Here is a 23,371-nt window from a genome sequence, read left to right on the forward strand (position 1 = left end):
CAATAGAACCCCGACAGATCCAACTCGGTGACCACATCAACAATGAACCACGCCAAATGATCCGAAGGCAACCAGTCAGACAACGACGGTGGCATCAACAACAACTGATCCCGCTCAACAGTACGTAAATTCACCATGACACCATTGTCCCGCGCGGCACACCAAAACGCGAGAACCACGCACATTCATGCGACAGCCCCCAATGCAAGGGTTTCGCCGCGTTGACGGAGAGGGTTACAGACGTTTCTCTGCAGCTCTTATGTGCTTCCATGCGATGTCGGAGAAGTCGAGAGGATCGGTGATACTTTCGGCTTCTCTGATGATGTTCAGTTTTACCTCTAAGTCTTGTTCGCCCCAATACGGTGAAAACAACACATGCGCTAGCCACCGAGAAGTTTCGGGCTGGCGCACAAGCGAGTTTGGGACCATAACCTGCACCGTCCCTTTCCTCGGCCACGACATCGGCACGGTTGAAGGCAATTCTATACGTACTGAACTCGACTTCTGCAGCCACCCGTCTCCGTTCGAGCGTGTTTTCCAAGACCGTCGACAAACCGGCATCGGATGCGTTCCGAGCAGCTCGTTGAAGCATCTCTTCGGAGGGGATATGACAACCGAGCGAATTCCGGAACGGGGTTGACGGTTTGCGGTAGGTGCATACGATGTCTCCACGCAGCCTGGAGGACCACATGCCGGCGGAGCCACGCGACAGCACATGGAATTTCCGTGTGAAGGCTCAGAGCGACGCACTGGTACGCGAAGCAGCAACGCTGTCAGGAACGACGAGGGCACCGTTTGTCGAAGAGAGCGCGGTCACTCGTGCCCGATCGTTGATTGCTGCGTATCGGCCGGTAATCCGGTTCTTCGGAAATGAGCGGGGTCGGGTGATGATGGAGACATGACAGGGACTCTGCCAGTCTGAGAGTAGTTACCACCTTCAGAACGGAGGGCCCCTGTGGAAATGGACCCTACTGTCATGTGCGAGTTGCTTGTCGGACTCGGCGATGTAAACGTCTTGGGAGTTGACGGCGTTGCGGGTGAACCCATCCGGGTCCGTGTCGAGGCTCGATGGTTACGACCTGAATGTCGACGGTGTTCAACATCGGCGGTGGCCAAGGACCGTCCTGTGGTTGTATTGGTGGATCTGTGTGTGTTCGGCCGTCCGGCGCGTCTGGTGTGGCGCAAGCACCGGTGGCTGTGCCCCGATGAGACATGCCGTAGCGTGACGTGGACCGGGCAGGAACCGCGTATCGGGTCGCCACGGTTGGCGTTGACGGACCGGGCGGGCCGGTGGGTGACGTTCCAGGTCGGGAAACACGGCCGCACGGTGAGCGAAGTCGCACAGGATTTGGGCTGTGACTGGCACACGGTGAATGATGCCGTGATTGCCTACGGCACCCCACTTGTTGATGACGACGCCGACCGGATTGGTGACGTTAGGGCGTTGGGGTTGGATGAGACACTGTTCTGTCGCTTGGGCTGGTGGCGGACCCAGGCGTGGTCTACCCAGATCCTCGACGTCGTGGAAGGCCGCAAAGCTGTGGGTCCCGCAGCATGGCTTGCCACTCGGGGCGATGCGTGGTGTTCCCAGATCAGATGGGCGACACTGGACCTGTCGGGCCCGTATCGCAGCGTGTTCGACACCATACTCCCCAACGCTACCCAGGTTGCTGACCCGTTCCATGTCATGAAGCTGGCGAACACGAAACTTGATGAAACCAGACGCCGGGTCCAGAACGAAACAATGGGGCACCGCGGCCGCAAAACAGATCCGCTGTATCAGATACGACGCCTGTTGACCAGAGCCGATGAGCGGCTCACCGAGAAAGGCCGAACCAAACTCGTGGGACTCCTCAAAGCAGGAGACCCCAACAGTGAAGTCACAACAGCGTGGCAGCCCAAAGAAGCGATCCGTCAGATATACACCCACACCGACCCCGGCCTCGCCACTCAACACGTTGAACGGCTCGGCCGCGGCCTCCAAAACCCTGAGAACCCGCCAGAAGTCCGATCCCTGGGCCGTACCCTCATCCGATGGAGAGACCAGATCGCTGCGTGGCACCAGGCCCACGTGACGAACGCACCCACCGAAGCAGCCAACAACCTCATAAAAAGAATCAAACGCATCGCATTCGGATTCCGACAGTTCCGCAACTACCGGATCAGGACACTCCTCTACGCAGGGAAACCCAACTGGGACCTACTCGCCACCATCACACCCCGCTGAAATCCGAAGCGCCGGTTATCTTCTCGGCGTGGTTTCAGGTCGATGCCTCAGCTCTAACGAGGTTCAACGGCCGATTGGAGGAGTCGGCTCGATTGGCAATCGGGAGAGTGAGTTCGAAGATGCTTGTTTCGTTCTCATACCTGTAGGTGAGGTCGCCACCCATGAGTCGTGCCAGCGATCGGGATATTGTGAGACCGAGACCGATCGAGCCCGTTTGGTGTCGCCCTGCTTGGGCCTGGTTGTAGGGATCGAAAATCGACTCCCGGTCCTCTACCGGAACGCCCTGCCCGTTGTCGCAGACCTCGACGACCGCGGTTGAGTTGCGGGAGAATACGCGAGCCCGAACGTGGTCGCCACCGTAACGGGCTGCGTTCGTCAGCAGGTTACGGATGATTTGACGTACGCGCTGAGGATCTCCCAGTGTGTCGACAGACCCATCGGCGACCTCAACGTGCTCAGCCGCTGCCGCCCTCCACGCGTTCAGCACCTGGGTGAGCTGCTCTCGGAGATCAACCGTCACCTGAGTCACGTGAAGTTTACCGATCTTTGTTCGCGCCGATACCAACAGATCCTCGACGATGTTGGAGATGTCAGTAGCCTCTTCAGTGATGGACTGCATCATTTCCTTCCGCTCGTCAGCGGAGAAGTCCTCCGGTGATGCTTGCAGGAGCTCGGCGAAACCGAGGACCGCGGTGAGCGGAGTGCGCAGCTCGTGGCTGATCGACGCCACAAAGTCGTCCTTCGAGCGAATCAGATCTTCGAGGTGTCGTTCGGCAGCCTTCGCCTCGGTGATGTCGCGGATCACCAACAACGTTTCGTCAGATCCGGGGATGGCTACTATCCGAGCCTCCTTTTCTTGCGTGTCGCCCGCTGAAGAGACCTGATACTCGAGCCGCTGGACCTCTCCACTACGGTGCGCCTGGTGACTGGCCGATACGAACTGCTCCGCTAGATGCCGGGGTAAGAATTCTTCGAGATTGTTGCTGTGAAGATCTTCGAACAAGGGGAAGATCGCCGCGGTGCCACCGTGAATGAATTCGAGGTATGCGCCTTCGCTGCTAACGCGGACGATAAGGTCTGGGATTGCTTCGAGCATGGCGCGATTTTGGGCTTCGTTGGCTGCCAGCTCGGTGGTGCGCTTTTCTACCTTAGTCTCCAGCTTCTGGTTGAGGGTCGTGAGGTCGTCGGTCATCTGGTTAAAGGCGTCAGCGAGCGTTCCCAGCTCATCGTGGACGTCGATATCGGCCCGCTGGCTGAAATCCCCACGTTGGATGGCACGCGCAACCCGTGCCAGGTTGATTGTTCGCCTGGAGAGCCGGCGCCCTATCCGGTTTGCAGCGTAGAAGCTGGTCGCAAGGACCAACAGGCCGAGGGCGGAGAACTGCCACACCGCGGTGCGCGACCTGTCGGCTGCGGCGTTGCTCGCATCAGCAAGATCTTCTAGCAGGTTGTGCTGAATATTGTGAAGGGCGCTGATTCGTCTGGAGGAAACCCAAAACCACATAGCAGGCTCCAACGAGAATTCACCGGCCGAAAAGCGCGCGAGGATGGTTGCCGCGGATACGGTCTTGGTCGCATTGAGGCGACTCTCGTACTCAGCGCGCAACTCTGGAGGGGTGTGGTCATCAAACGCCTGGAGTGAGGCTTCTTGTCTGCCTACCAACCCGCCGAGGACAATGAGCTCGTTGGCATCGATACTACGATCCGTGAGCACCTTGGAAACGATCGCCCGCTCAAGGCTGGCCGCCTCAAGAGCGGCAGTGATGTCAAGGAAACCCGTATAGATACCCGCGACTTGTGGGTCAAGACGTACCAGCGGCCATAGGCCGTCCGCTAGACCCTCGCCCATGTCTTCGACGAGATCCGCATAGAAATGCAAACTGTCAGCCCAAACCGCGTCGAGGTCGACGATGCGCTCACGCATGTCGGCGAGACGCTCGAGATTCTCAAATAGATCTGAAAACGGTTGAGCGAAGAGCTCAGCCTCGTACTTGTTGTCGAATTCGCCAAGAGCGCTGCTGAAGTCGGCCAAAGCCGCGTCCGTCTCGATCCACTGAGAAAGTAGGGCCTCTCGAGCATCGGGCCCATCTGATGACGACAGGAGCGCAGCGCGTCCCAGTTCCAACTGCAACTCCGTGACCAGATGCTCAGATTTAGTCAACACGACGGTTGACGCCACAATGCTCTGCAGATCTCGCTCCCGAGAGATGCGGTTCGCCACCTCGAACCCAAGTAGGACTACCAGCGCGGTCAGCGGTATCGCCACCATTGTGACAAGCTTGGCTGCAATACCGACTCCTGTCCGCGCAGGCTCGGGTTCTGCACGCGCGGCTTTACCGTCTGTGTCAGCCCCCGTGTTTGTTGTCAGAGGAGCGTGCGTGCGGTTCACGGCATTCTCAATAGGTTTCGGGGATGCGTTAACTGTCGACGCTTTACTAACTGCCTTAAGCCATAACTGCCTTAAGCCGCACGAAGGCAAATCGTCGGAGGCACGCTAGCGTGGGAGGCGGCGACCGTGCTCGTCGTTGTTAGCTCGACCTTTTCGCCCTTTTGGCCTGTCGTTTCTCTTTCAACGTCCTAGCGGCAACTTTCTTGCCGCTCCTGCTGGCCTTGTCTTTGTTTGCCATCGTATCTCCCCTCCCTGCTTGGCTTGGAAAATCGTCAGACCCATAGTGGCACATGAGTGGCTTGGTTGGTCGGATCAAACGGAGATGAACCGGTCGTCAGGGAGTGGTAGGGATCTCAACTCCACGATCGGCAAGAACGCTGACGATTGTTCCGATCCGCCCCTGGATTCTCGACGCGCCACCCGCCTCCAGGATCCGGGCATTCAAGGAAACCCCACCGAGGTTGCCCATCTCCCCGCCGCCACCGCCACCGCCGCCAGCTTGTGTCACAAGGTCAATTCTTTGCCCCTCAAGACCCTGCAACTGCGAGCGTAGCGCAGCGAGTTCGGTGAGGAGTCCTGCGTCCGAGCGTTGCGCGTCGAGGTCGACGGCGTATTGGGACGCCTCTTCCCTGAGCTTGTCGCGTTCCTTCAACAGCTTGTATTTTTCCGCAAACGCATCGTCGGGCAACGCAAGAAGCTCGTCGTTGACCGTTACAAGTCGGGCCACAATGTCAGAGTCGATCTCCATACTGCCAACATATCACGACGGCGGTTTTATAGATATCGCGCAATCGTCATTCCGTCAGCGACGCTCCGTCTGCCGACAACTCGTCGCGGCCGCAAAGCGCGATCTAGGTTTGGCCGTGCACCGGTATCGCAGCGCCATTGATTACTTGCGCATTTCGAGAGGCGAGAAAGTCGATCACGACCGCGATTTCAGCCGGTTTTGGCCAGTTGATGTAGTCAGCATATGGGAGGGCAGCACGGGTCGCTGCGGTGTCGATCACCGACGGTAGAACGACGTTGGCGGTGATTGCGGTGTCATCAAGTTCGACCGCCAACGTCTTTATGAGCGCAACCACTCCTGCCTTGGAAATGTTGAACGCAGCCTGGGCTGCTGGAGTGTCCAGCGCGGCACGACTGCCGATTGCGATGATCCGCCCCCACTCGGCGTCGCGCATGTACGGGATTGCTGCACGAATCGTATAGAACGCTGAACGGAGGTTGAGATCGAGCATCCGATCAAACCGCAGATTATCGGTTTCATGCACCATCCGTCCGCCGGCCCATCCGCCGACCAGCGACGCCATCACGTTGAACGGCCCAAAACGATCTGCCGCTTCGCGCATGAAATCGTCCACCGCGTCCGAATCTGATGCATCGACTCTCCGCAGCAGCAGTTGGCTTTCGTCGAGTCCCAGAGAGTCTTCGAGAGACGTTGCCTCCTCTGGTATGAGGTAGGTGACTGCGAGCTTGAAGTTTCTGCGCACGAGCAACGGGAGCAGGGTTTTTCCTAAAGCGCCGGTTCCGCCCGTGATTACTGCAACTGGTGAATCGTGCATGGGCCTACTGTAGCTTGTATATGTTTTGCGGCTGTTTGTGGGCCCGTGCTACGGTGGCCCGATTACGGAACGACACGGAAGGTATGCGCATGGCGGGAATTACGCTTGAGGGGATTGGGAAGATCTATCCCGATGGGACACGCGCCGTCGGCAACGTGAATCTGGAAATCGTCGACGGAGAGTTTTTGGTGCTTGTCGGGCCCTCTGGTTGCGGCAAGTCGACCATTTTGCGGATGATCGCTGGTCTTGAGGAAATCACCGAAGGAAAGATGTACATCGGCGAGAACCTTGTCAACGACGTGCAGCCCAAGGATCGCGACATCGCGATGGTTTTCCAAAACTACGCCTTGTACCCACACATGTCCGTCTTTGACAACATGGCGTTCGGTCTCAAGTTGAGGAAGACGCCAAAGGACGAGGTGATCAGGAGGGTCCATGAGGCAGCAGAGATTCTTGAAATAATGGAGTTTCTTGAACGGAAGCCGAAGAACCTGTCCGGTGGTCAGCGCCAGCGCGTTGCAATGGGCCGCGCAATCGTCCGCGAGCCGAGTGCGTTCCTCATGGATGAGCCGCTCTCAAACCTTGACGCAAAGCTCCGGGTCCAGATGCGTGGTTCGCTGGCTCAGCTCCACACACAGCTCGACACAACCACGGTGTACGTGACGCACGACCAGGTGGAAGCTATGACGCTCGGCCACCGTGTTGCGGTCTTGAAGCCCGTATCCGAGAAACGGCCTGATAACCTGCAGCAAGTTGCGCCGCCAAATGAGCTGTATCACGAACCCGCTAACCTCTTCGTTGCCGGTTTCATCGGTTCGCCCGCCATGAACATGGTGTACGGCACTCTTGAGGCCGATGGCGACCGGGTGTACGCAAAGTTTGCGGGCAACAGCTTGCTAGTTGAACGGGTGGCGCTCGATCGCCATCCAGGCATCGAGAACTGGATGGGCAAGCAGATCGTTGTCGGCATGCGCCCAGGAGACTTTTCGTCAGCAGAGTTTGTTGGTGCTGACGACAGCGCAGTGATCATGGCGAACATCGATGTTGCCGAGGTTCTCGGTGCCGAAACATTCATCAAGTTCGATGTCGATACGCCGCCTGTTATCACGCTGGACATTGAGGAGCTGTTGGCTGATACCGAGGGCGATGCCGGCTCGCTTGGTGATGTCGTGACATTCACCGCCCGTGTCAACGCAGATGTCAGTGTTTCGGCGGGATCGCAAATCAAGCTGACGTTCAACACCGCAAAGCTGCATTTCTTTGATCCCGAGAGCGGTCTGCGTATAGGAACCTGACCGGCCGACTCGACAACATTCCGCAATCGGTGTGAGGACTCTTCGGGGTCCTCACACTTTCTTATGTGACGAGTCAGGGCATGATGCGTCGAACTCCTAGGCCGAGTCGATTGGCACGACGAGGCCAACTCGCCTGTTCAGGCTATGGCACCTCAGCGGGGAAGCCTTCCTTAATACCAGCGTTGGTGGCATCGACCCCCTCTCGGCGGATGGACAGCGCCGCTACGGTTTGGCGTCGCCGGCGCCATACATGTACCCCTGCCTCAACCTGGATCAAGTTGAATCGCGAGTACGCTAATACGATGTTGAAACGATGGACGGCCTTGTTTTTGTTGGCACTGGGGGGCGTCTACGCCGGTCACGCTGTCGGTTACACGCTTGTCGGCCAGATCCACCTCCACAGTACCGAACTCGCTGACCTCCACAGCTACCTGCCAGGTGTGGCCAGGCTGGCAGTGCCTCTCGCGGCGTTGGCATTCGGTTGGCTCACACTATCCGGCTCTCGTAAATCACCAAGTGTCAATCCTGGCGTAGGCATCGGCAGCTTGCTGGCACTTCAGATCGGCGTCTACGGTGTGCAGGAAGTGCTTGAGCGTGTGGTCTCAGGTCGTGGGGTCGCCGGCATTTTGGCCGAGCCCGTTGTCTGGGGTGGCTTGGTCGCCCAAGTCCTTGTGGCGGTTGGCGTGCTTGCCGCCGTGCGCTTTCTCAAGCGGGTGGCGGTGGCGGCGCTGTTGTTCTTCATCCCCCAAGGGTTGCACGCGGGGGCGCCTGCTGAGTTCTTTAATCTCATTTCACGAGTCACTCCCCGGATTCGGCAACAAGCTGAGCCTCGTTCTTTGCGCGGGCCGCCGACGATTGCCTGACGGCCCGCGCGGCCGTCGATTCCACTTTCACTCCAAGATCGTCACTCGGTCTTCATCGTTGCCCGCATTGAGGAGCCGCACATGTTCAAGAACACAAGAATCCAACTCGCCACAGGGGGGCTGCGTTGGTGTTGTCCGGCGTCGGCGCGTGTGGTGGAGGTGATGCCGACGTCGCAGTACCCACCGCATCGACTGTAACGGTCCTCGCGACCGGCGCCCCGACAGCGACCACGACTAGCGCCCCGACAGCGACCACGACGACCATCCCCATTGCGGCAGGTCCGGTGGAGTTCGTGGTGTCGGTGGAGGCTGGTTCTGTTGAAGGTGGTGGGAGGATCCCGGTTGAGATGGGTACCAAGGTGCGTCTGATCGTTTCGGCCGATGTCGCCGACGAAGTGCACCTCCACGCCTACGACATCTTCGTTGACGTGACACCGGGGACGCCGGCGGTCTTGGAGTTTGTGGCCGACATCCCAGGGATCTTCGAGGTCGAGTTGGAGTTGTCAGGTCTAGTGCTCATCGAATTGGTGGTGGAGCCGTGACACACAAACAGCGCTTGGGGGTCTTTGGGGCGCTTGTCGCTGGCTTTGTCTTGACGCCCGACGTGGCTCTCGCTCATGGTATCGGCGGCCGCGGGGACCTGCCGGTTCCGCTGGAGTTCTTCCTGGTGGGGGCAGGTCTTGTTTTAGTGTTGTCCTTGTGATCCTGACGGTGTTATGGCCTGAACCTCGTCTCCAGGGCGGCCCGCTGGAGCGACCGCTAACCGCGTCGTGGGTTAGTTCGGTGGCTTCGTTGCTCGCTTTCGTCGGCCTTGCCGGGTTGGGGCTGGTGCTGGTCACGGGGATCTTCGGCGGTGTGCGAGGTCGCAGCAACTTAGCCCCAGTGCTGGTCTGGGTCTATTTCTGGCTAGTGATTTCGTTTCTCAGTGCTTTAGTCGGGGACTTGTGGCAGTACATCAACCCGTGGCGCAGTATCAGCCGCATCGGCGGGTTTGGCAGGAGGGAACGCCCGGAGTTGGTTGAGAAACTTGGAATGTGGCCAGCGACAGTTGGGTTCGTGGCGTTCACCTGGCTGGAGTTGGTGTGGGCGGATCCGGCGAGGCCTCGAGTGGTTGCGGGGGCAGCCGTGATCTACACCCTCTACTTGGTGTACTCCATGGTATGGGTCGGGCGTGAGACCGCGCTCGACGCCGGTGACGCCTTCACCTCCTACAACGCGTTGGTCGGAGCGATAGGCCCGGTGGGACACGACGTTGATCGAGGTCTGGTGTGGCGGGGTTGGCTGCGACAACTCCCGGCGCTGAGAGAGCGGCCCGGGCTGACCATGTTCGTCGTGGCCATGATTGGTACCGTCAGCTACGACGGGCTTTCAAGCACGGCCTGGTGGGGAGTGCGGCAACTTCGCAGCTTTTCGGAACCCTGGCGCTATTTAGCTCGATTGCGGTGATCGGCGCCTGCTACTGGCTCGCCTCGTGGGCGGCAGCCCGACTGGCTCCGGGAGAGAGCCTGACGGCGACCGCAGTGGCGCGCAGCTTTGCCCATACCCTGGTCCCCATCGCGTTCGCATATGCATTCGCTCACTATTTTACATTGGTGATCTTCGAGGGGCAGATCCTCTTTTCTGCGATCAGTGATCCGTTTGGTCGCGGATGGAATCTATTCGGAACGGCCACCTGGTCGGTGAACTTCTGGTTGTCGCCGAATTCCATCTGGTATATCCAGGTAGTCGCGATCGTCGGCGGCCATTTGGCTGCGGTGATCCTCGCACACGATCGGTCCCTGGCCATTTTTCCCCGTGAGGACGCCGCCAAGTCACAATACGCCATGCTTGCTCTGATGGTCGCCCTCACTGTGTTCGGTTTGACGCTTCTGGGGACTGTCTGATGCTGGCCTCGCTAATGCTGGCACATCAGAGCGGGTGGGACGATATTGCCTATTTCGTGGTGCCGACGGCTCTAGCGATTCTGGCACTCCGATGGTCCGCGAAACGAGCGACGCGACAGCGTACCCACGAACAAACGAACACGCCTGACGACAACGAAATGACGAATCGGTCCCAAGAGTGATATGCCCTGGCGCTGGGTACTTGCTATGCGCTGATGATGAGAGGCCGGTTATAGTCCGTTCACATTCCGCGTTCGTCTGTTGACACCACTGGCGAATCCGCGCGTCAGTGACGATCGTTGCGAAGTGCTGACGGATGGCGCCGGCGGCGTCTGACGGCTTTCGCCTAACTGTGTCGGTGTGAGCGATGTTCGTTGCGTCGCAGCAGGGTCAATAGAGTCAGCCACGATTCTTGTTGCATCTTCATGTGCAACGAGAGCTATCTGCTCGTAGCGCGGTAGCGCGAAGTCACGAACTGAGTCAGGGGGTGATGCGTCGAAACGCCTCGGCGCGTTTTAGGCCAGCCTCGACTCCGGACTGGCTCGCCCATTCAGAGATACGGGCGCCGAACGCGTGTGCGTTGGATTCCTCCGTCACGTCTCCGCCCATCGTGGTTGCGCCTTGTGAAGTGTGACAGAGCAACGCACGCACCTTGGTATCGATGGTCGCCACGATGTCCTCCCAGTGGTTCGCTTCGTCCGCAGACCAAAGGAGGATTGCCTTCGGCCGGTGCGGAGCGAGGTTTTGGTCCTTGAAGAACAGATGGTCGCGGGCCGCAACTACACCGTCGGTCGCACCAAAACCGGTCACACGGTGGTCGGGATGAAGCTGGTACCGTTGCCAAGGATCGTGGCTGAGGACCACTTCAGGGGTGTGGACCCGAATCTGTTCACAGATCTGGCCCCGCAGTTCCATTGAATATTCAAGTTCACCGTCGACGTACCCAAGCTGTACGGTCTCTCTAGCTCCGAGAACCTCCGCGGCGGCGCGTAGCTCGTCGCCTCGCGTCGCTACGAGCTCATCTTGATCTTGCTCGGTATCCCAGGCGCCCTTCGAACCGTCGGTCACAATTAGCATCACAACGCGGCATCCTGCTGCTGCCCATTTCGCAAGAGTTCCTCCGGCGCCGAACTCGATGTCGTCTGGGTGCGCACCGATCGCAAGCGCAGATGCGGGGGTCGGCAGGTCGACGGCGTCTGTTTGCGAGATTTGTGTTGGCGCCATGGCCAAGAGCCTATCTGATACAGCGATTGTCTGACGCATGGCCTAGCGGATGACGGTCTCGATCCATATGCCGTTGCGGTGGCGACGCACCGCCTCCAGGTCGATCGTGGAATCAAGGTCGATGGTGAGATTTGGTGATACGAGGACGGTAGCGAGCGGGATCTGGCGCCTATGAAGCGAGAACGAACCCAAACCATATTTGAAGTGGATGGCTTCCCGGGCGAAACCATGGACCCCGCCGAGAATGTTGGTGCCGCCGTCCCGTGAGGGCACGATAACTCCGTGCTCCGTTGCCGTGAATGCGTCTAGGCAGACGCGGGCATCGGCAGGCCGGATCAGCGGAAGATCTGCATGGACCGCAAGCCAGCGACAACCGGCCGCGGACGCGGCAGCGCAACCAGCAGCGATGGCACCGTTGAGACCGGGTCCGAACACGTCGGGCTGTTCGGGAATGACCACACACCCGAGATGAGTCGCCCAGACCTGCACATCGCGGTCGGCGGTGACGACGACGACGTGGGCGCCCGCAGATGTAAACGCGGCGATCGTTTTCGATGCTACCGCTTTCCCGAGGCGGCTCCGTTGGTCACTGTCGAGCACCGCGGCGAGACGTTGCTTCGCTACGCCGAAAGCTTTCACCGGCACGATCACCCACGCTTTGTTCACTGCAGGGAGAGATAGTGTTCGAAACTCAGCGACGTTTCGGTACCGTCACCGACGCCGTCTTGCCACTGTGCAAACTGGATGACGATCCCGTGTGTCGACGAAGGATGGAAGAACGTCTCGCGCCAGTCGGCGTGGTCTGTGTTGGTGCTGGCTACCACGAGACCAGCACCTACCGCAGATTCGGTGGCCGCCTCCAGGTCGAACACCTTGAACGTTATGTGGTGGAAACCCTCGCCGCGCCGTCGCAGAAACCGGTTGAGAAAGTTGTTCGCGTCGTTTGGGTTAATCGGCTCGATCATCTCGAGCTGGCCTCGCATCGGAAGATCCCATTTGGCATATTTGAACCCCGCGTCGCGCTCGATTCCTCCGCCCTTCCAGATGCCACCCATAACTTCCGCTATGAACCCCGAGTCCTCCACCGAGTGGACTCCCATCGCGATGTGGTCGAAACGCTCAATGTGGGCTTGCAGTGCGTTAGGGAACTCAATGTTGATCATAAGGTGATCCTACCGATAGTACGTCTTGATCGGACACCGGGCGACCGGCGCTTCCGAGTGGTGATGTCAAGTGTCATTCGCCTACTCTGCGGGTTGCTTTGGTGCCCGCTCCGATGGGCACGTTGAGATTAGGGAGTGAAGTGACAATGAAAACTACGACCAGATTGGTTGCGTTCATCGCTGTTCTTGCGGTCGTCGTGGCCGCATGTGGAAGCGACGGTGCATCTACGATCGCCGACGGCAAACTGACGATTTGTTCGGAAATACCGTACGAGCCGTTCGAAATGGACGACGGCAGCGGCGGTTACACCGGGTTCGATATCGAACTGGCTGAGGCCATCGCTGGCGAGATGGGTCTTGACCTTGCGGTGATCAACACCGGGTTTGATGGGATCCTTCTTGAGGTCGCATCGGGAGGATGTGACATGGTGGCCTCTGCAATGACGATCACGGCCGAAAGGGCTGAGAACGCTTCGTTCTCAGATTCGTACTTCAGTGCCGACCAGTCACTGCTCGTGCTGGCCGAGATGGGCACACCGAAACTTTCTGAGTTCGGCGGCAAGAAGATCGGCGTTCAGAGCAGCACCACCGGTGAGGCGTACGCCAAGGAGAACGCACCGGCTGACACGGAGATCGTCTCGTTCGAGTCTGGTGAGGACCTGTTCCTGGCCCTGACGTCAAACGCTGTCGACGCAATCCTCCAGGATCTGCCCGTCAACGGCTACCGGGCGCAAACGGATTCAGCCTTCTCGCTTGCGGACACATTCACGACTGATGAGCAGTACGGGTTCGCAATGGCGAAAGGCAGTGACCTCGTTGCCGAGGTAAACAAGGCACTCAAGACGTTGCGTGACAACGGCACGTACGGTGACCTACACGAGAAGTACTTCGGTACGCGAGGGTAAAACTACATACCAGTACCTGATGGGGGACCTTCGGGTCTCCCATCTCGTTCAGTTGAGGGAGTAGCAAGTGGCTAGCTGGGCATCGTTGTCGAGGCGGCGGCGGACAATTGTCTTGCGTCGCATTGCATACAGCGTATCGCTTGTCATCGTCGTAGTTGTCGGATTCGTGATCGACTGGGTCAGCCTGTCGGATTCGATGATCAGGCCGTCGATCATCGTGGATCAGTTCCCCAGAATTGTGACTGTTGCCGCACGGAACACGCTGATTTTTACGTTCTTTGGTTTCGTTGGCGGTCTGATGATCGGTCTGGTTGTCGCCCTTGGGAGGATTTCGCAGGCGAGACCGTTCCGGATAGCAAGCGGTGTGTTTGTCGACGTCATTCGTGGAATCCCTTTGCTTGTGTGGATATTGATCATCGGTTTTGGGATTCCGATCGCGACCGGGGTTCGTATTCCCGGCGCATACGGAGCGGGTTCGTTGGCTCTTGCGATTGTCGCAGGTGGCTACATGGCAGAAACGATCCGGTCAGGGATCGAGGCGGTCCCGCGCGGTCAGATGGAGGCTGCGCGTTCGGTCGGGATGACCTACACCCGCGCAATGTGGACGATAGTTCTGCCGCAGGCGTTTCGAATCATCATTCCTCCCCTCACGAACGAACTTGTCTTGTTGATCAAGGACACGTCGCTGGTATCCGTGCTCGGCGTGACCGCCGGCACCATCGAACTCACCAAGTTTGGCCGATCGGCATCCGCTACGGCGTTCAATGCGACTCCGCTGATAACGGCCGCGCTCGTGTACCTCGCCATCACTCTGCCGATGATTCGAGTTGTCGCGATCCTTGAGAAAAAGGCGGCGGCGTCACGATGAGCAAAGTTGTTGGTACCCCGGTCATTGAGGTGCAAAACCTCCACAAATACTTTGGTGACTTGGAGGTGCTCAAGGGGATCGATTTCGTGGTTCGCTCCGGTGAAGTCGTGTGCATCATCGGGCCCTCAGGATCGGGAAAATCGACTTTGCTTCGGTGTATCAACCGTCTTGAAGAGGCGACGTCGGGCAATATTCTCATTGAGGGCGAGGACATCACCGACATCGACGCCGATGTTGATGCGCTTCGAACCAAGATCGGGATGGTGTTCCAACGGTTCAACTTGTTTCCACACCTCACGGTTGTCGAGAACCTCACCGTTGCTCAGGTCAAGGTGTTAAAGCGATCAAAACAGGACGCCCTTGAGATCGCCAACGCCAACCTGGAGCGTGTTGGCCTCATGGAGAAGGCCAGCGATTTTCCGCGGACCCTGTCGGGAGGACAGCAGCAACGCGTCGCTATCGCAAGGGCGCTGTCGATGGAGCCAGAGATGATGTTGTTCGACGAAGTTACCAGCGCTCTCGATCCAGAACTCGTCGGCGAGGTGCTTACGGTCATGCGAACCCTTGCGGAGGAGGGGATGACGATGATGGTCGTGACCCATGAGATGGATTTTGCTCGTGGCGTTGCAGATCGGGTCGTGTTCATGGACGCTGGCGTCGTGTGTGAGGAGGGTCCGCCTGGCGATATCCTCGTGAGTCCACAGACCGAGCGTCTCCAGCAGTTCTTGCGAGTGATCAGTTAGCGCTACATGTTGCGTCGGTACTGACCGCCGACGTTGTACAGCGCAGCGGAAATCTGTCCGAGTGAGCACACTTTTGTGGTCTCAAGCAACGACTCAAACACGTTGCTGCCGTGCAGCGCCGTCTCTTGAAGCTCAGCTAGTGCAGTGACGGAACTCGCTGCGTTGTGTGCGTGATAGTCGGCAAGCTGACTAATAAGTCGGTCCTTGTCCTCATCGGTCGACCGAATGATTTCTCCCGGCACCACAAACGGGCTGCCCGAATCTGATAGAAAGGTGTTGACTCCGATGATGGGGAACTCGCCCGACTCTTTGAGTTGCTCGTAGTACATCGATTCTTCTTGAATCTTGGTGCGCTGATATTGGCTTTCCATCGCACCCAAAACGCCACCGCGTGCGGTCAAGTTATCAAACTCAGCCAGCACCGCTTCCTCGACGAGGTCTGTAAGGTCGTCGATGATGAACGAGCCTTGGAGCGGGTTTTCGTTCATGGTCAAACCCAGCTCGCGGTTCACGATGAGTTGAATCGCAAGCGCTCGGCGCACGGATTCGACGGTCGGAGTCGTAATGGCCTCGTTGTAGGCGTTGGTGTGTAGCGAGTTGCAGTTGTCGTAGATCGCGTACAGGGCCTGGAGCGTGGTGCGGATGTCGTTGAAGTCAATGTCCTGCGCATGCAAGGATCGCCCCGACGTCTGGATGTGGTATTTAAGTTTCTGTGACCGCTCGTTGCCGCCGTACTTCAGCTTGATCGCCTTGGCCCAAATGCGACGGGCAACACGTCCAATCACGGCATACTCGGGGTCGACGCCGTTTGAGAAGAAGAAGCTGAGATTCGGTGCGAAGTCGTCGATGTCGAGTCCGCGCGACAGGTAGTACTCGACAAACGTAAACCCGTTCGCCAGCGTGAAGGCAAGTTGTGAGATGGGGTTCGCACCCGCTTCGGCCATGTGATAACCAGAGATCGAAACCGAGTAGAAATTTCGGATGTTGTTGGCAATGAAGTACTCCTGCACATCACCCATCATCCGCAGCGCAAACTCTGTCGAGAATATGCACGTGTTCTGCGCCTGATCCTCTTTGAGTATGTCGGCTTGCACCGTCCCGCGCACAGCAGCCAACGTATCTGACTTGATCTGTTCGTACACTTCCGCAGGCAGCACCAAGTCTCCGGTCACGCCGAGAAGAAGAAGCCCCAGCCCGTCGCTTCCTTCCGGGAGGTCTCCCGAGTACGTTGGTGCGACTGTGCTGTGTAGATCGGCGATCTTGCGCCGCGTTTCATCCACCAGGTCGTGCTGGGTGATGTAGCGCTCGCATTGCTGGTCGATCGCGGCATTGAGGTAGAACCCAAGAAGTATCGGCGCCGGACCATTGATCGTCATCGACACCGATGTTGATGGGTCGACGAGGTCGAAACCGCTGTAGAGCCGCTTCATGTCATCGAGGGTGGCGATCGACACACCAGAGTTGCCAACCTTGCCGTACACATCAGGGCGGGATTCGGGGTTCTGTCCGTACAGTGTCACAGAGTCGAATGCTGTGGAGAGCCGCTTTGCCGGCACACCGAGTGACAAATAGTGGAAGCGGCGGTTGGTCTGCTCGGCGCTTCCTTCGCCGGCAAACATGCGTGTCGGATCTTCATCCTGCCGCTTGAATGGGAACACCCCGGCCGCAAACGGGAATGCACCGGGGACGTTCTCATGGAGCAGCCACCGTAAACGGTCGCCGTGGCTCGAGAACCGAGGCAGAGACACTTTGGGGATCCTGGTATGTGCGAGAGATTCTCCCGCGAGAGTCGCGGATATCTTGCGATCTCGCACGAGGTAGGTCAGCTCGGTGCCGGTGTAGGACCGCACAAGGTCCTCCCAACCCTCGAGCATGGCGGCGTTTTTTGGATCGAGTTCGGCGGTGAGCGCTGCTTGGACGGTGTCAAGCGCACTCTGGGCCGCCTCGTCTGAGACTTCGGTTAGCGCGACCTCAAGGCCCTGAATGCGGTCGGCTAACGTCGCCTGCTCGTCGACCCTTAGGCCGTACCCTCGGATTACCTCAGTGATTTCTGAGAGATAGCGGACGCGCTCCGCAGGTACCACGGCGGCCCCCTGTGGAGGGGCTTCCACGAGCGGGCTCTCGATGTCGAACGAAGCGTTGGCCGCCCGACCGACAAGCTGCATCAGTTTCTCGAAAACCGTGTTCACCCCGGCGTCATTGAACTGGCTCGCAACCGTTGCATACACCGGGATCTCGTCGTCGGATTGTTCGAACATCACGCGACTGCGCCGGTACTGCTTGCGAACATCTCTCACGGCGTCGAGTGCCCCGCGTTTGTCCGCCTTGTTGATGACGATGACGTCGGCGAAGTCGATCATGTCGATCTTCTCAAGCTGGCTGGCGGCACCATATTCGGGTGTCATCACATACAGAGTGACGTCTGCGTGATCAACGATTTCGGTGTCCGACTGACCGATCCCTGAGGTTTCGAGGATCACCAGATCGTATCCGGCCGCTTTGACAATGTTGATTGCGTCGTGGACGTGACGCGGCAGCGCAAGATTTGCCTGCCGTGTGGCGAGGGACCGCATGTAGCAGCGCTCATCACTGATGGCGTTCATACGAATGCGGTCCCCGAGCAAAGCCCCCCCGGTACGCCGTTTCGAGGGGTCGACACACAGCACCGCGACTGTTTTCTTGACATACGCAGATAGGAATCGACGGACGATTTCGTCGACCAGCGACGACTTGCCGGCGCCCCCTGTGCCGGTGATGCCAAGGACCGGTACTCCTGACTGCTCAGCCAGGCTCTCTATCACGGTGGACATGCCGACGAAATTGCTCGGAAGATTCTCCGCAATACTTATGACACGAGCGGTGATCGTCGGATTCGCCGTCGACAGGGGAGTGTCAGCAACGGAGTCGACCGATGGGCGTGCGACCTTGCGTGCCGCGGCGATCATGTCATCAACCATTCCCTGGAGACCGAGGCGCCGTCCGTCGTCGGGCGAATACAACGTTGCAATGCCGTCGTTTGCGAGAGCCTTGACTTCGTCGGGCAGGATCGTGCCACCACCACCGCCGAACACCTGTATGTGGTTGCCGCCTCCGTCGTTGAGCAATTCGCGAACGTACCTGAAGAACTCGTCGTGGCCACCCTGGTAGGACGTGATCGCGATGGCATGTGCGTCTTCCTGGAGGGCGGTCTGAACGATGTCGCGGGCCGTACGGTTGTGACCGAGATGGATAACCTCGACACCGGATGCCTGGAGAATGCGCCGAAACATGTTGATCGAGGCGTCGTGCCCGTCAAACAGGGAGGTCGCGGTTACAAAGCGAAGCGGTGATCCTTTGGACTCTGGTTGTTTGACCTCGGTGGACTGTGTCTGAGTCACGCTGCCCTCCCGGTCGTCAACAGGCGGATTCCCTGGCTTGCAATGGTTGCGGCCGTCGCACGCGCCGAGACACCCACCGACGGGTCATACCACTGGTACACCCAATTCATCAGTGACAGAATCGCAACCGCTGTGTCGCGGGGGTCGACTGTGCCATCCGCCTCACCACTTATCTGAGCATCGATGACTAACTTGCGGACAAATCGATCGTATGTGAGGCGATCTCGCCAGATGCGGTCAGCATTGGGTGCGTCGAGCGATCGGAACTCTTGAAAGTAGACGCGGATGCCGTTGAGATGGTCGATGTTGTACATCACATGGTCGGAAATGAACCATGACAACGTCTCCAAAGGAGAGCCGGTTTGTTTGCAGGCTTCGGAAAGCCGGTCCAGCGCCGAGTCGTGGACGGACTGGATGACGGCCTCGAGCAACGCCTGTTTCCCCGAAATATGGTGGTACAAACTGCCCTTGAGCATGCCTACATCGTTCGCAATATCTTGCACCGATGTCGCACCGTAACCCTTTGTTGCAAACAGTCGGGCTGCAACCGTCACGATTTCTGTATAGCGGGGAGTTGTTGTCGCCATGTGCTGATTGTACCAAACGTTTGGTAGGTTGGGAAGGGCGTAGCTAGCTGCAATTGGGGCTTGTCGATGAATGGGGTAGATTCGTTGGCATGGAGCGCAAGACAAAAATTATCGCAACACTCGGACCAGCAGTTGCAAGTTTCGAGGGGATCTGCGGTCTCATCGAAGCCGGCATGAACGTCGCCCGGCTCAACTTCTCGCACGGCACTCACGAATCACATGCACAGATGATCGAGTGGGTGCACGGCGCCGCGGACAAACTTGAACGGCCGATCGCGATTCTCCAAGATATTCAGGGTCCTCGGATCCGCGTTGGGTCCTTTGCTGGTGGAGAGATTGAGTTGTCAGACGGTGACATCATCCATCTCGAGCCGGGGACGGACTCCATGGATGGCTCGACGATCTTTGTTGAGAACCTCCAGCACGTCACCCTCTCAGCCGGGTCACCAATTCTATTGGCGGACGGTCTCATCGGCCTCGAGGTCACCGGTGTCGATGGCACTCGGGTGACCGCTCGCGTTGTCGAGGGGGGCACGGTCAAGGACCACAAGGGGGTTGCATTCCCTGGCTCGGCAATGACGCTTCCTGCCGTCACCGGGAAAGACGAGGCCGATCTTGCTTTCGGCCAAGAGCAGGAAGTCGACTATGTGGCGGTGTCGTTTGTGTCCTCGGGCAGCGACATTCGCGACGTCCGTCGCATCATTGGGTCCGACACGCCGATAATCGCAAAGATCGAAAGCACGATCGGTTACAAGAATCTCGACGACATACTCGATGAGGCATACGGCGCGATGGTCGCTCGTGGCGACCTAGGTGTGGAGCTTTCGTTCGAATCGGTGCCTCGCGCTCAGAAGGACATTCTTACGAGAGCCAATGCTCGCGCTCGCCTGACGATCACCGCGACCGAAATGCTTGAGTCGATGACCCACTCATCCCGGCCAACTCGCGCCGAAGTCACGGACGTGTTTGGTGCGGTGCTCGACGGTTCGGATGCCGTCATGCTTTCGGGGGAAACTGCCGTTGGCAAATACCCACAGCGCACGGTTGCCGCCATGGACCGGATCTGCCGTGAAGCTGAGCAGAGTTCACGTTATGGCCAGACGGTCCCGGTCGAGTTCACCTCTGACGATGCGCGGTTCGCAGTTGCGACGTCGCAAGCATGTGTCGAGGCAGCCGACTCGCTCGGCCTTCGGGCAATCGTGGCGTTTACCGAATCGGGCAGCACGGCTCGTCTGATCTCGAAGTATCGACCAAAGGCCGACATCTATGCATACACACCAACGACACGGACATATCGACGAATGGCGTTGTACTCAGGGGTGCGTCCGGGTGTGTTCAGACGGGTGGATTCGACCGACGAGATGATTCTGTACGCAGAGCACCAGCTACTCGAGGAGGGCATCGTGAAAAAGGGCGATGGTGTTGTGATGGCGGCCGGCATCCCTCCAAACCAGGCGGCGTCGACGAACCTCATGAAACTGCACTCGATAGGCTCCACGATCGTCGGCGTTCCCACGGGCGATTAGGATTGTGAACCTACCGGCACGAGAGGATTCTCCGCAATGGGTCAGAAAATTCAGATCGCCAGCGTCCGTGTCGTAGGCGACATCGCCTCTTACACCACCGACCGCAACGTCTCTTCTCAGGACGGAGAGACCTTTGCCGGTCTGGCCGACGCGGAGAGTGCCGGCACGATTCCTGCTCGGTTGGCAGTGCGGCTTTTCGAAGCGGTCGATGGCATTGTTCACATTTTCGCGGGTTCTAACCACATCGTCATTCGTCGCTCGGGCGGCTGGGATGAGGCAGCCGAGTCCTCGGCTTCCGCCGTGATTGAGTCGTTCTACAGTCACTACGCCGCAGCATCGCAGGCGTAGCGTCGCCAGCCATCCGCGGCTCTCGCAAATATCCCACACTGGTCTCCGCAACTCCGGGGAGGGCCGCTGCATATCTGGCTGGATACGCCTCGCGGGATCGACGCGGACTCACTGCGAGACGCGGTGCTTCGACAGGGTGTAGCGATCGTGGCGGGCAGACAATGGCACCCGAGTGACGCCCCCAGCTCGTTCATCCGGTTGAGCTACGCTGCCGTTACCACACCTCTTGTCGAGGAGGGTGCGTACCCACTCGCACGAGCGATAGGGCCGGAGATTTGTCCTTGTCGTTCGGTGTTGGTCTATGTTTCGGGCGGGGTGTATTCGCCTAGGCGGACGGTGATTGTGGCCCCACCATCGAGGTAGCTGCCGCCAGCGGCGCTCTGGGTCTGCACGATGCCATTCTGTTCGGCGCTTGTAACCACGATCGGGTCACCGACCGCAACTCCAAAGCCGGCCGCCGCAAACGTGGCCTGAGCGTTGGCGAATTCCATGCCGACAACCGACGGCACCAGCAGTGGACAATCCTCTTCGCTGTCTGGCATGTTGCACGGATGTACCTCGATAATTTTCGTCCGGGGACGGTACGTCGCGGTGTCTTTTTCTTCAGTGACCGTACCGTCGGGAGCCGTGATAATGCGTGTGATCGTCACCGACCATCCGCCGAGGCCATTGCGCTTGATATGTTCTTCGCCGGGGGCGAGCGAGGCGTCGGGCTCGTACTCGGTTTTCGGTTCAGTGAATGCGAATCGCCCCGACCTCTCGGCCTCGCATGTGACGCCGCCGGTGTTGCCATAGAACTGCACGGTGATCGAGGTCGACGTGTACTGGGTCTTGATGATGAGGGCCGTCTCGGTGTTGTTACGCAGAATGAGATTCGGCGCCGGCCAAGAAATCGTCGCTTCACGGCCCTCGGGATAGCGCGAGAAATAGATCGAATGCGGAACATGTCTGATGTCCTCGTAACAACCGAAAAAGATCGCGTTGTAGAACGTAGTTGCGAACTGGCTGACGCCGCCGCCAATAACCTGTACTAGTTCACCACCCAAGATCATGCCGTCCGACAAGTAGCCCTTTTCAACAGTTCGTTCGCCGACTGCTACGTTGAGCGAATACTCTTCTCCGGGAAGGACGATGTTTCCGTCGACCGCCTCGGCGAAAAGCTGAATGTTGATAACGCGATTCTGCCCTGCCGGATGGTTGGTGGTGAACTCGCTCACCAGACCGACTTCGTCCATGGCTTCGGCATCTGCCGTTGTGAACGAAGCCGCCTCCCCTTCGGCAAATGGGAACTCGCCGATCCGCACGCCGGAAGACGCGGTGGCGAAAATGGCTTCAGCAACGAGGTCGATGTCGAGCGACGTCGATGGACGCGACGGGACGAGTACGACCGGGAATCCCTCGCCTTCGCCGACCTCGGCCTCCTCGTCGATGGTCCACTCAGCATCGCGAGCCTCCGAGCGCGCAGTCTCACGCAGTGGTTCGATGACGTTGACGAGTTTGTCTCTGTCAAATCCGAGGACGATCCGCGGAGTTCCCAAAGTCACCACGTTCGATACGAATGCGTTGATGAGTTGCTGCGAGGTGATGACAAGCTCGATTTCGGGCTGCTCGGAACGGAGGGTGATTGGCCCGCCGATGAGCAAGTTCGCTTCGCTCACGGCCTTGTCAATATCGTTTCTGGTTAGTGAAGGCTGCACCTCAATTGTTGGAAGCCATGCGGTGTTTGTGCTTGGGTTCGTGAGGACGTTGGTGAGAATCGCTAATGCGGGGACACGGTCGATTCCCTCACCCGACACCGGGTACTCCGCCTTGGCGAATCCGCCAGCCATCACTACCGCCCCCTCGTATGCCGGGATGGAGATGGCGTCTTGCTGCCATTGGTCGATCTGTTGATCCAGAAGTACAGGATCGATGGTCACCGCAACGTCAATCGTCCGAGTGTCGCCAAACGACGAAAACCAACCCAGTACTTGACCAATCAGACCGGACTCACGTCGTTGTAACAGTGCCTCTTCAACTACTTCATCAGTGTTGAGGACGAGGTCGACCGACTTTGGGTCAAGCTGGAACGTAGTGTCCTTGACGGTAATCAAGGCCGGCTCGTCGCGTAGAGCAGCCTCGTACTCAAGAACAGCAACTGTTGCATCCTCTGGACCGAATCCGCCTACCTCGATTCCCGCAATTGTGACATTGCGAGCGATTTCCCCGTTGCGCGACGATATGTCGGCCACGATCACCAGTAAGGGGAACAGCACAACTACGACGAGTAGGTATTTCAGGTTGTTTCGTAATTTCGCGATTACGCGTGCAGCCCCTGCCGGTGTCGGTGGAAATCGGCGCTCACTCACCATGTGTATGCCGACACCACAGTCTAAATGGTTTCTGAAATTGCACAATATCGCATGTGTGTC

23 protein-coding genes are annotated in these 23,371 nt (G+C 58.5%); 12 read left to right on the forward strand and 11 right to left on the reverse strand.

What is annotated here, in order from left to right:
- Together IIC71_03405 and IIC71_03410 are read right to left on the reverse strand one after the other, a co-directional pair.
- Positions 1-137: hypothetical protein (locus IIC71_03405; protein ID MCH7668237.1), on the reverse strand; the 137-nt coding region annotated here is incomplete at its 3' end.
- Positions 138-234: 97 nt separating this feature from the next.
- On the reverse strand, positions 235-438 hold the full coding sequence (locus tag IIC71_03410) for a hypothetical protein (protein ID MCH7668238.1): 204 nt from the start codon (positions 436-438) through the stop codon (positions 235-237).
- A gap of 224 nt (positions 439-662) precedes the next feature.
- Here IIC71_03410 and IIC71_03415 point away from each other — a divergent pair, with 224 nt between their 5' ends.
- Both IIC71_03415 and IIC71_03420 read left to right on the forward strand, forming a co-directional pair.
- The gene (locus IIC71_03415; protein ID MCH7668239.1) at positions 663-902 is read left to right on the forward strand and encodes a DUF1778 domain-containing protein; all 240 of its coding nucleotides are present in this window, start codon (positions 663-665) and stop codon (positions 900-902) included.
- Between the two features lie 59 nt (positions 903-961).
- Complete coding sequence (locus IIC71_03420) at positions 962-2,227, forward strand: ISL3 family transposase (GenBank protein MCH7668240.1); 1,266 nt, start codon at positions 962-964, stop codon at positions 2,225-2,227.
- A 34-nt stretch (positions 2,228-2,261) separates the two neighbouring features.
- Here IIC71_03420 and IIC71_03425 read toward each other — a convergent pair whose 3' ends face one another.
- The 3 genes from IIC71_03425 to IIC71_03435 form a co-directional block, all read right to left on the reverse strand.
- The gene (locus tag IIC71_03425; protein ID MCH7668241.1) at positions 2,262-4,616 is read right to left on the reverse strand and encodes a nitrate- and nitrite sensing domain-containing protein; all 2,355 of its coding nucleotides are present in this window, start codon (positions 4,614-4,616) and stop codon (positions 2,262-2,264) included.
- Between the two features lie 334 nt (positions 4,617-4,950).
- Positions 4,951-5,364: a hypothetical protein gene (locus IIC71_03430; GenBank protein MCH7668242.1), complete on the reverse strand. Its 414-nt coding sequence runs from the start codon at positions 5,362-5,364 to the stop codon at positions 4,951-4,953.
- Between the two features lie 103 nt (positions 5,365-5,467).
- Positions 5,468-6,178: an SDR family NAD(P)-dependent oxidoreductase gene (locus IIC71_03435; protein MCH7668243.1), complete on the reverse strand. Its 711-nt coding sequence runs from the start codon at positions 6,176-6,178 to the stop codon at positions 5,468-5,470.
- 89 nt (positions 6,179-6,267) lie between these two features.
- Here IIC71_03435 and ugpC point away from each other — a divergent pair, with 89 nt between their 5' ends.
- From ugpC to IIC71_03460, 5 genes are all read left to right on the forward strand, one after another.
- Entirely contained in the window at positions 6,268-7,473 is a 1,206-nt protein-coding gene (gene ugpC, locus IIC71_03440) for a sn-glycerol-3-phosphate ABC transporter ATP-binding protein UgpC (protein ID MCH7668244.1), read from the forward strand.
- A gap of 302 nt (positions 7,474-7,775) precedes the next feature.
- On the forward strand, positions 7,776-8,336 hold the full coding sequence (locus IIC71_03445; protein MCH7668245.1) for a hypothetical protein: 561 nt from the start codon (positions 7,776-7,778) through the stop codon (positions 8,334-8,336).
- A 125-nt stretch (positions 8,337-8,461) separates the two neighbouring features.
- Positions 8,462-8,878, forward strand: coding sequence for a hypothetical protein (locus IIC71_03450; GenBank protein MCH7668246.1), 417 nt, complete (start codon positions 8,462-8,464; stop codon positions 8,876-8,878).
- 241 nt (positions 8,879-9,119) lie between these two features.
- Positions 9,120-9,782, forward strand: coding sequence for a hypothetical protein (locus IIC71_03455; GenBank protein MCH7668247.1), 663 nt, complete (start codon positions 9,120-9,122; stop codon positions 9,780-9,782).
- A 74-nt stretch (positions 9,783-9,856) separates the two neighbouring features.
- Positions 9,857-10,219, forward strand: a complete 363-nt coding sequence (locus IIC71_03460; protein ID MCH7668248.1) for a hypothetical protein — start codon at positions 9,857-9,859, stop codon at positions 10,217-10,219.
- A gap of 480 nt (positions 10,220-10,699) precedes the next feature.
- Here IIC71_03460 and IIC71_03465 read toward each other — a convergent pair whose 3' ends face one another.
- From IIC71_03465 to IIC71_03475, 3 genes are read right to left on the reverse strand one after another with little or no spacing between them, the layout of a single operon-like run.
- Positions 10,700-11,443: a PIG-L family deacetylase gene (locus IIC71_03465; protein MCH7668249.1), complete on the reverse strand. Its 744-nt coding sequence runs from the start codon at positions 11,441-11,443 to the stop codon at positions 10,700-10,702.
- A 42-nt stretch (positions 11,444-11,485) separates the two neighbouring features.
- The gene (gene cofC / locus IIC71_03470; GenBank protein ID MCH7668250.1) at positions 11,486-12,109 is read right to left on the reverse strand and encodes a 2-phospho-L-lactate guanylyltransferase; all 624 of its coding nucleotides are present in this window, start codon (positions 12,107-12,109) and stop codon (positions 11,486-11,488) included.
- Positions 12,106-12,606 (reverse strand): VOC family protein, encoded by a 501-nt coding sequence (locus IIC71_03475; GenBank protein ID MCH7668251.1) that lies wholly within the window; start codon positions 12,604-12,606, stop codon positions 12,106-12,108. Before IIC71_03475 ends, cofC begins: the two co-directional genes overlap by 4 nt.
- A gap of 146 nt (positions 12,607-12,752) precedes the next feature.
- Here IIC71_03475 and IIC71_03480 point away from each other — a divergent pair, with 146 nt between their 5' ends.
- The 3 genes from IIC71_03480 to IIC71_03490 all read left to right on the forward strand — a co-directional run bounded on the left by IIC71_03480 (position 12,753) and on the right by IIC71_03490 (position 15,122).
- Complete coding sequence (locus tag IIC71_03480; protein MCH7668252.1) at positions 12,753-13,511, forward strand: transporter substrate-binding domain-containing protein; 759 nt, start codon at positions 12,753-12,755, stop codon at positions 13,509-13,511.
- 85 nt (positions 13,512-13,596) lie between these two features.
- Complete coding sequence (locus IIC71_03485; GenBank protein ID MCH7668253.1) at positions 13,597-14,379, forward strand: amino acid ABC transporter permease; 783 nt, start codon at positions 13,597-13,599, stop codon at positions 14,377-14,379.
- Positions 14,376-15,122: an amino acid ABC transporter ATP-binding protein gene (locus IIC71_03490; protein ID MCH7668254.1), complete on the forward strand. Its 747-nt coding sequence runs from the start codon at positions 14,376-14,378 to the stop codon at positions 15,120-15,122. Before IIC71_03485 ends, IIC71_03490 begins: the two co-directional genes overlap by 4 nt.
- A gap of 2 nt (positions 15,123-15,124) precedes the next feature.
- On the opposite strand, the gene IIC71_03495 is transcribed toward IIC71_03490, so the two are convergent.
- The gene (locus IIC71_03495) at positions 15,125-18,499 is read right to left on the reverse strand and encodes a cobalamin-dependent protein (protein ID MCH7668255.1); all 3,375 of its coding nucleotides are present in this window, start codon (positions 18,497-18,499) and stop codon (positions 15,125-15,127) included.
- A complete protein-coding gene (locus IIC71_03500; protein MCH7668256.1) occupies positions 18,496-19,086 on the reverse strand; it encodes a TetR family transcriptional regulator in 591 nt (196 codons plus the stop codon). Before IIC71_03500 ends, IIC71_03495 begins: the two co-directional genes overlap by 4 nt.
- A gap of 89 nt (positions 19,087-19,175) precedes the next feature.
- On the opposite strand from IIC71_03500, the gene pyk reads away from it, so the two are divergent.
- Together pyk and IIC71_03510 are read left to right on the forward strand one after the other, a co-directional pair.
- Complete coding sequence (gene pyk / locus IIC71_03505) at positions 19,176-20,612, forward strand: pyruvate kinase (GenBank protein ID MCH7668257.1); 1,437 nt, start codon at positions 19,176-19,178, stop codon at positions 20,610-20,612.
- Positions 20,613-20,648: 36 nt separating this feature from the next.
- Positions 20,649-20,960, forward strand: a complete 312-nt coding sequence (locus tag IIC71_03510) for a hypothetical protein (GenBank protein ID MCH7668258.1) — start codon at positions 20,649-20,651, stop codon at positions 20,958-20,960.
- 299 nt (positions 20,961-21,259) lie between these two features.
- Here IIC71_03510 and IIC71_03515 read toward each other — a convergent pair whose 3' ends face one another.
- Complete coding sequence (locus IIC71_03515; protein ID MCH7668259.1) at positions 21,260-23,311, reverse strand: VanW family protein; 2,052 nt, start codon at positions 23,309-23,311, stop codon at positions 21,260-21,262.
- Positions 23,312-23,371 lie beyond the last annotated feature (60 nt).

Source organism: Acidobacteriota bacterium, from assembly GCA_022562055.1.
In the GTDB taxonomy this organism is placed as follows: domain Bacteria; phylum Actinomycetota; class Acidimicrobiia; order Spongiisociales; family UBA5794; genus BMS3BBIN02.

Coding starts and splice junctions, on each gene's coding strand:
- IIC71_03415 (MCH7668239.1), top strand. CDS start 663: ATGTCTCCACGCAGCCTGGAGGACCACATGCCGGCGGAGCCACGCGAC.
- IIC71_03420 (MCH7668240.1), top strand. CDS start 962: ATGGACCCTACTGTCATGTGCGAGTTGCTTGTCGGACTCGGCGATGTA.
- IIC71_03430 (MCH7668242.1), bottom strand. CDS start 5,364: ATGGAGATCGACTCTGACATTGTGGCCCGACTTGTAACGGTCAACGAC.
- IIC71_03435 (MCH7668243.1), bottom strand. CDS start 6,178: ATGCACGATTCACCAGTTGCAGTAATCACGGGCGGAACCGGCGCTTTA.
- ugpC (MCH7668244.1), top strand. CDS start 6,268: ATGGCGGGAATTACGCTTGAGGGGATTGGGAAGATCTATCCCGATGGG.
- IIC71_03445 (MCH7668245.1), top strand. CDS start 7,776: ATGTTGAAACGATGGACGGCCTTGTTTTTGTTGGCACTGGGGGGCGTC.
- IIC71_03465 (MCH7668249.1), bottom strand. CDS start 11,443: ATGGCGCCAACACAAATCTCGCAAACAGACGCCGTCGACCTGCCGACC.
- IIC71_03475 (MCH7668251.1), bottom strand. CDS start 12,606: ATGATCAACATTGAGTTCCCTAACGCACTGCAAGCCCACATTGAGCGT.
- IIC71_03480 (MCH7668252.1), top strand. CDS start 12,753: ATGAAAACTACGACCAGATTGGTTGCGTTCATCGCTGTTCTTGCGGTC.
- IIC71_03490 (MCH7668254.1), top strand. CDS start 14,376: ATGAGCAAAGTTGTTGGTACCCCGGTCATTGAGGTGCAAAACCTCCAC.
- IIC71_03500 (MCH7668256.1), bottom strand. CDS start 19,086: ATGGCGACAACAACTCCCCGCTATACAGAAATCGTGACGGTTGCAGCC.
- pyk (MCH7668257.1), top strand. CDS start 19,176: ATGGAGCGCAAGACAAAAATTATCGCAACACTCGGACCAGCAGTTGCA.
- IIC71_03510 (MCH7668258.1), top strand. CDS start 20,649: ATGGGTCAGAAAATTCAGATCGCCAGCGTCCGTGTCGTAGGCGACATC.
- IIC71_03515 (MCH7668259.1), bottom strand. CDS start 23,311: ATGGTGAGTGAGCGCCGATTTCCACCGACACCGGCAGGGGCTGCACGC.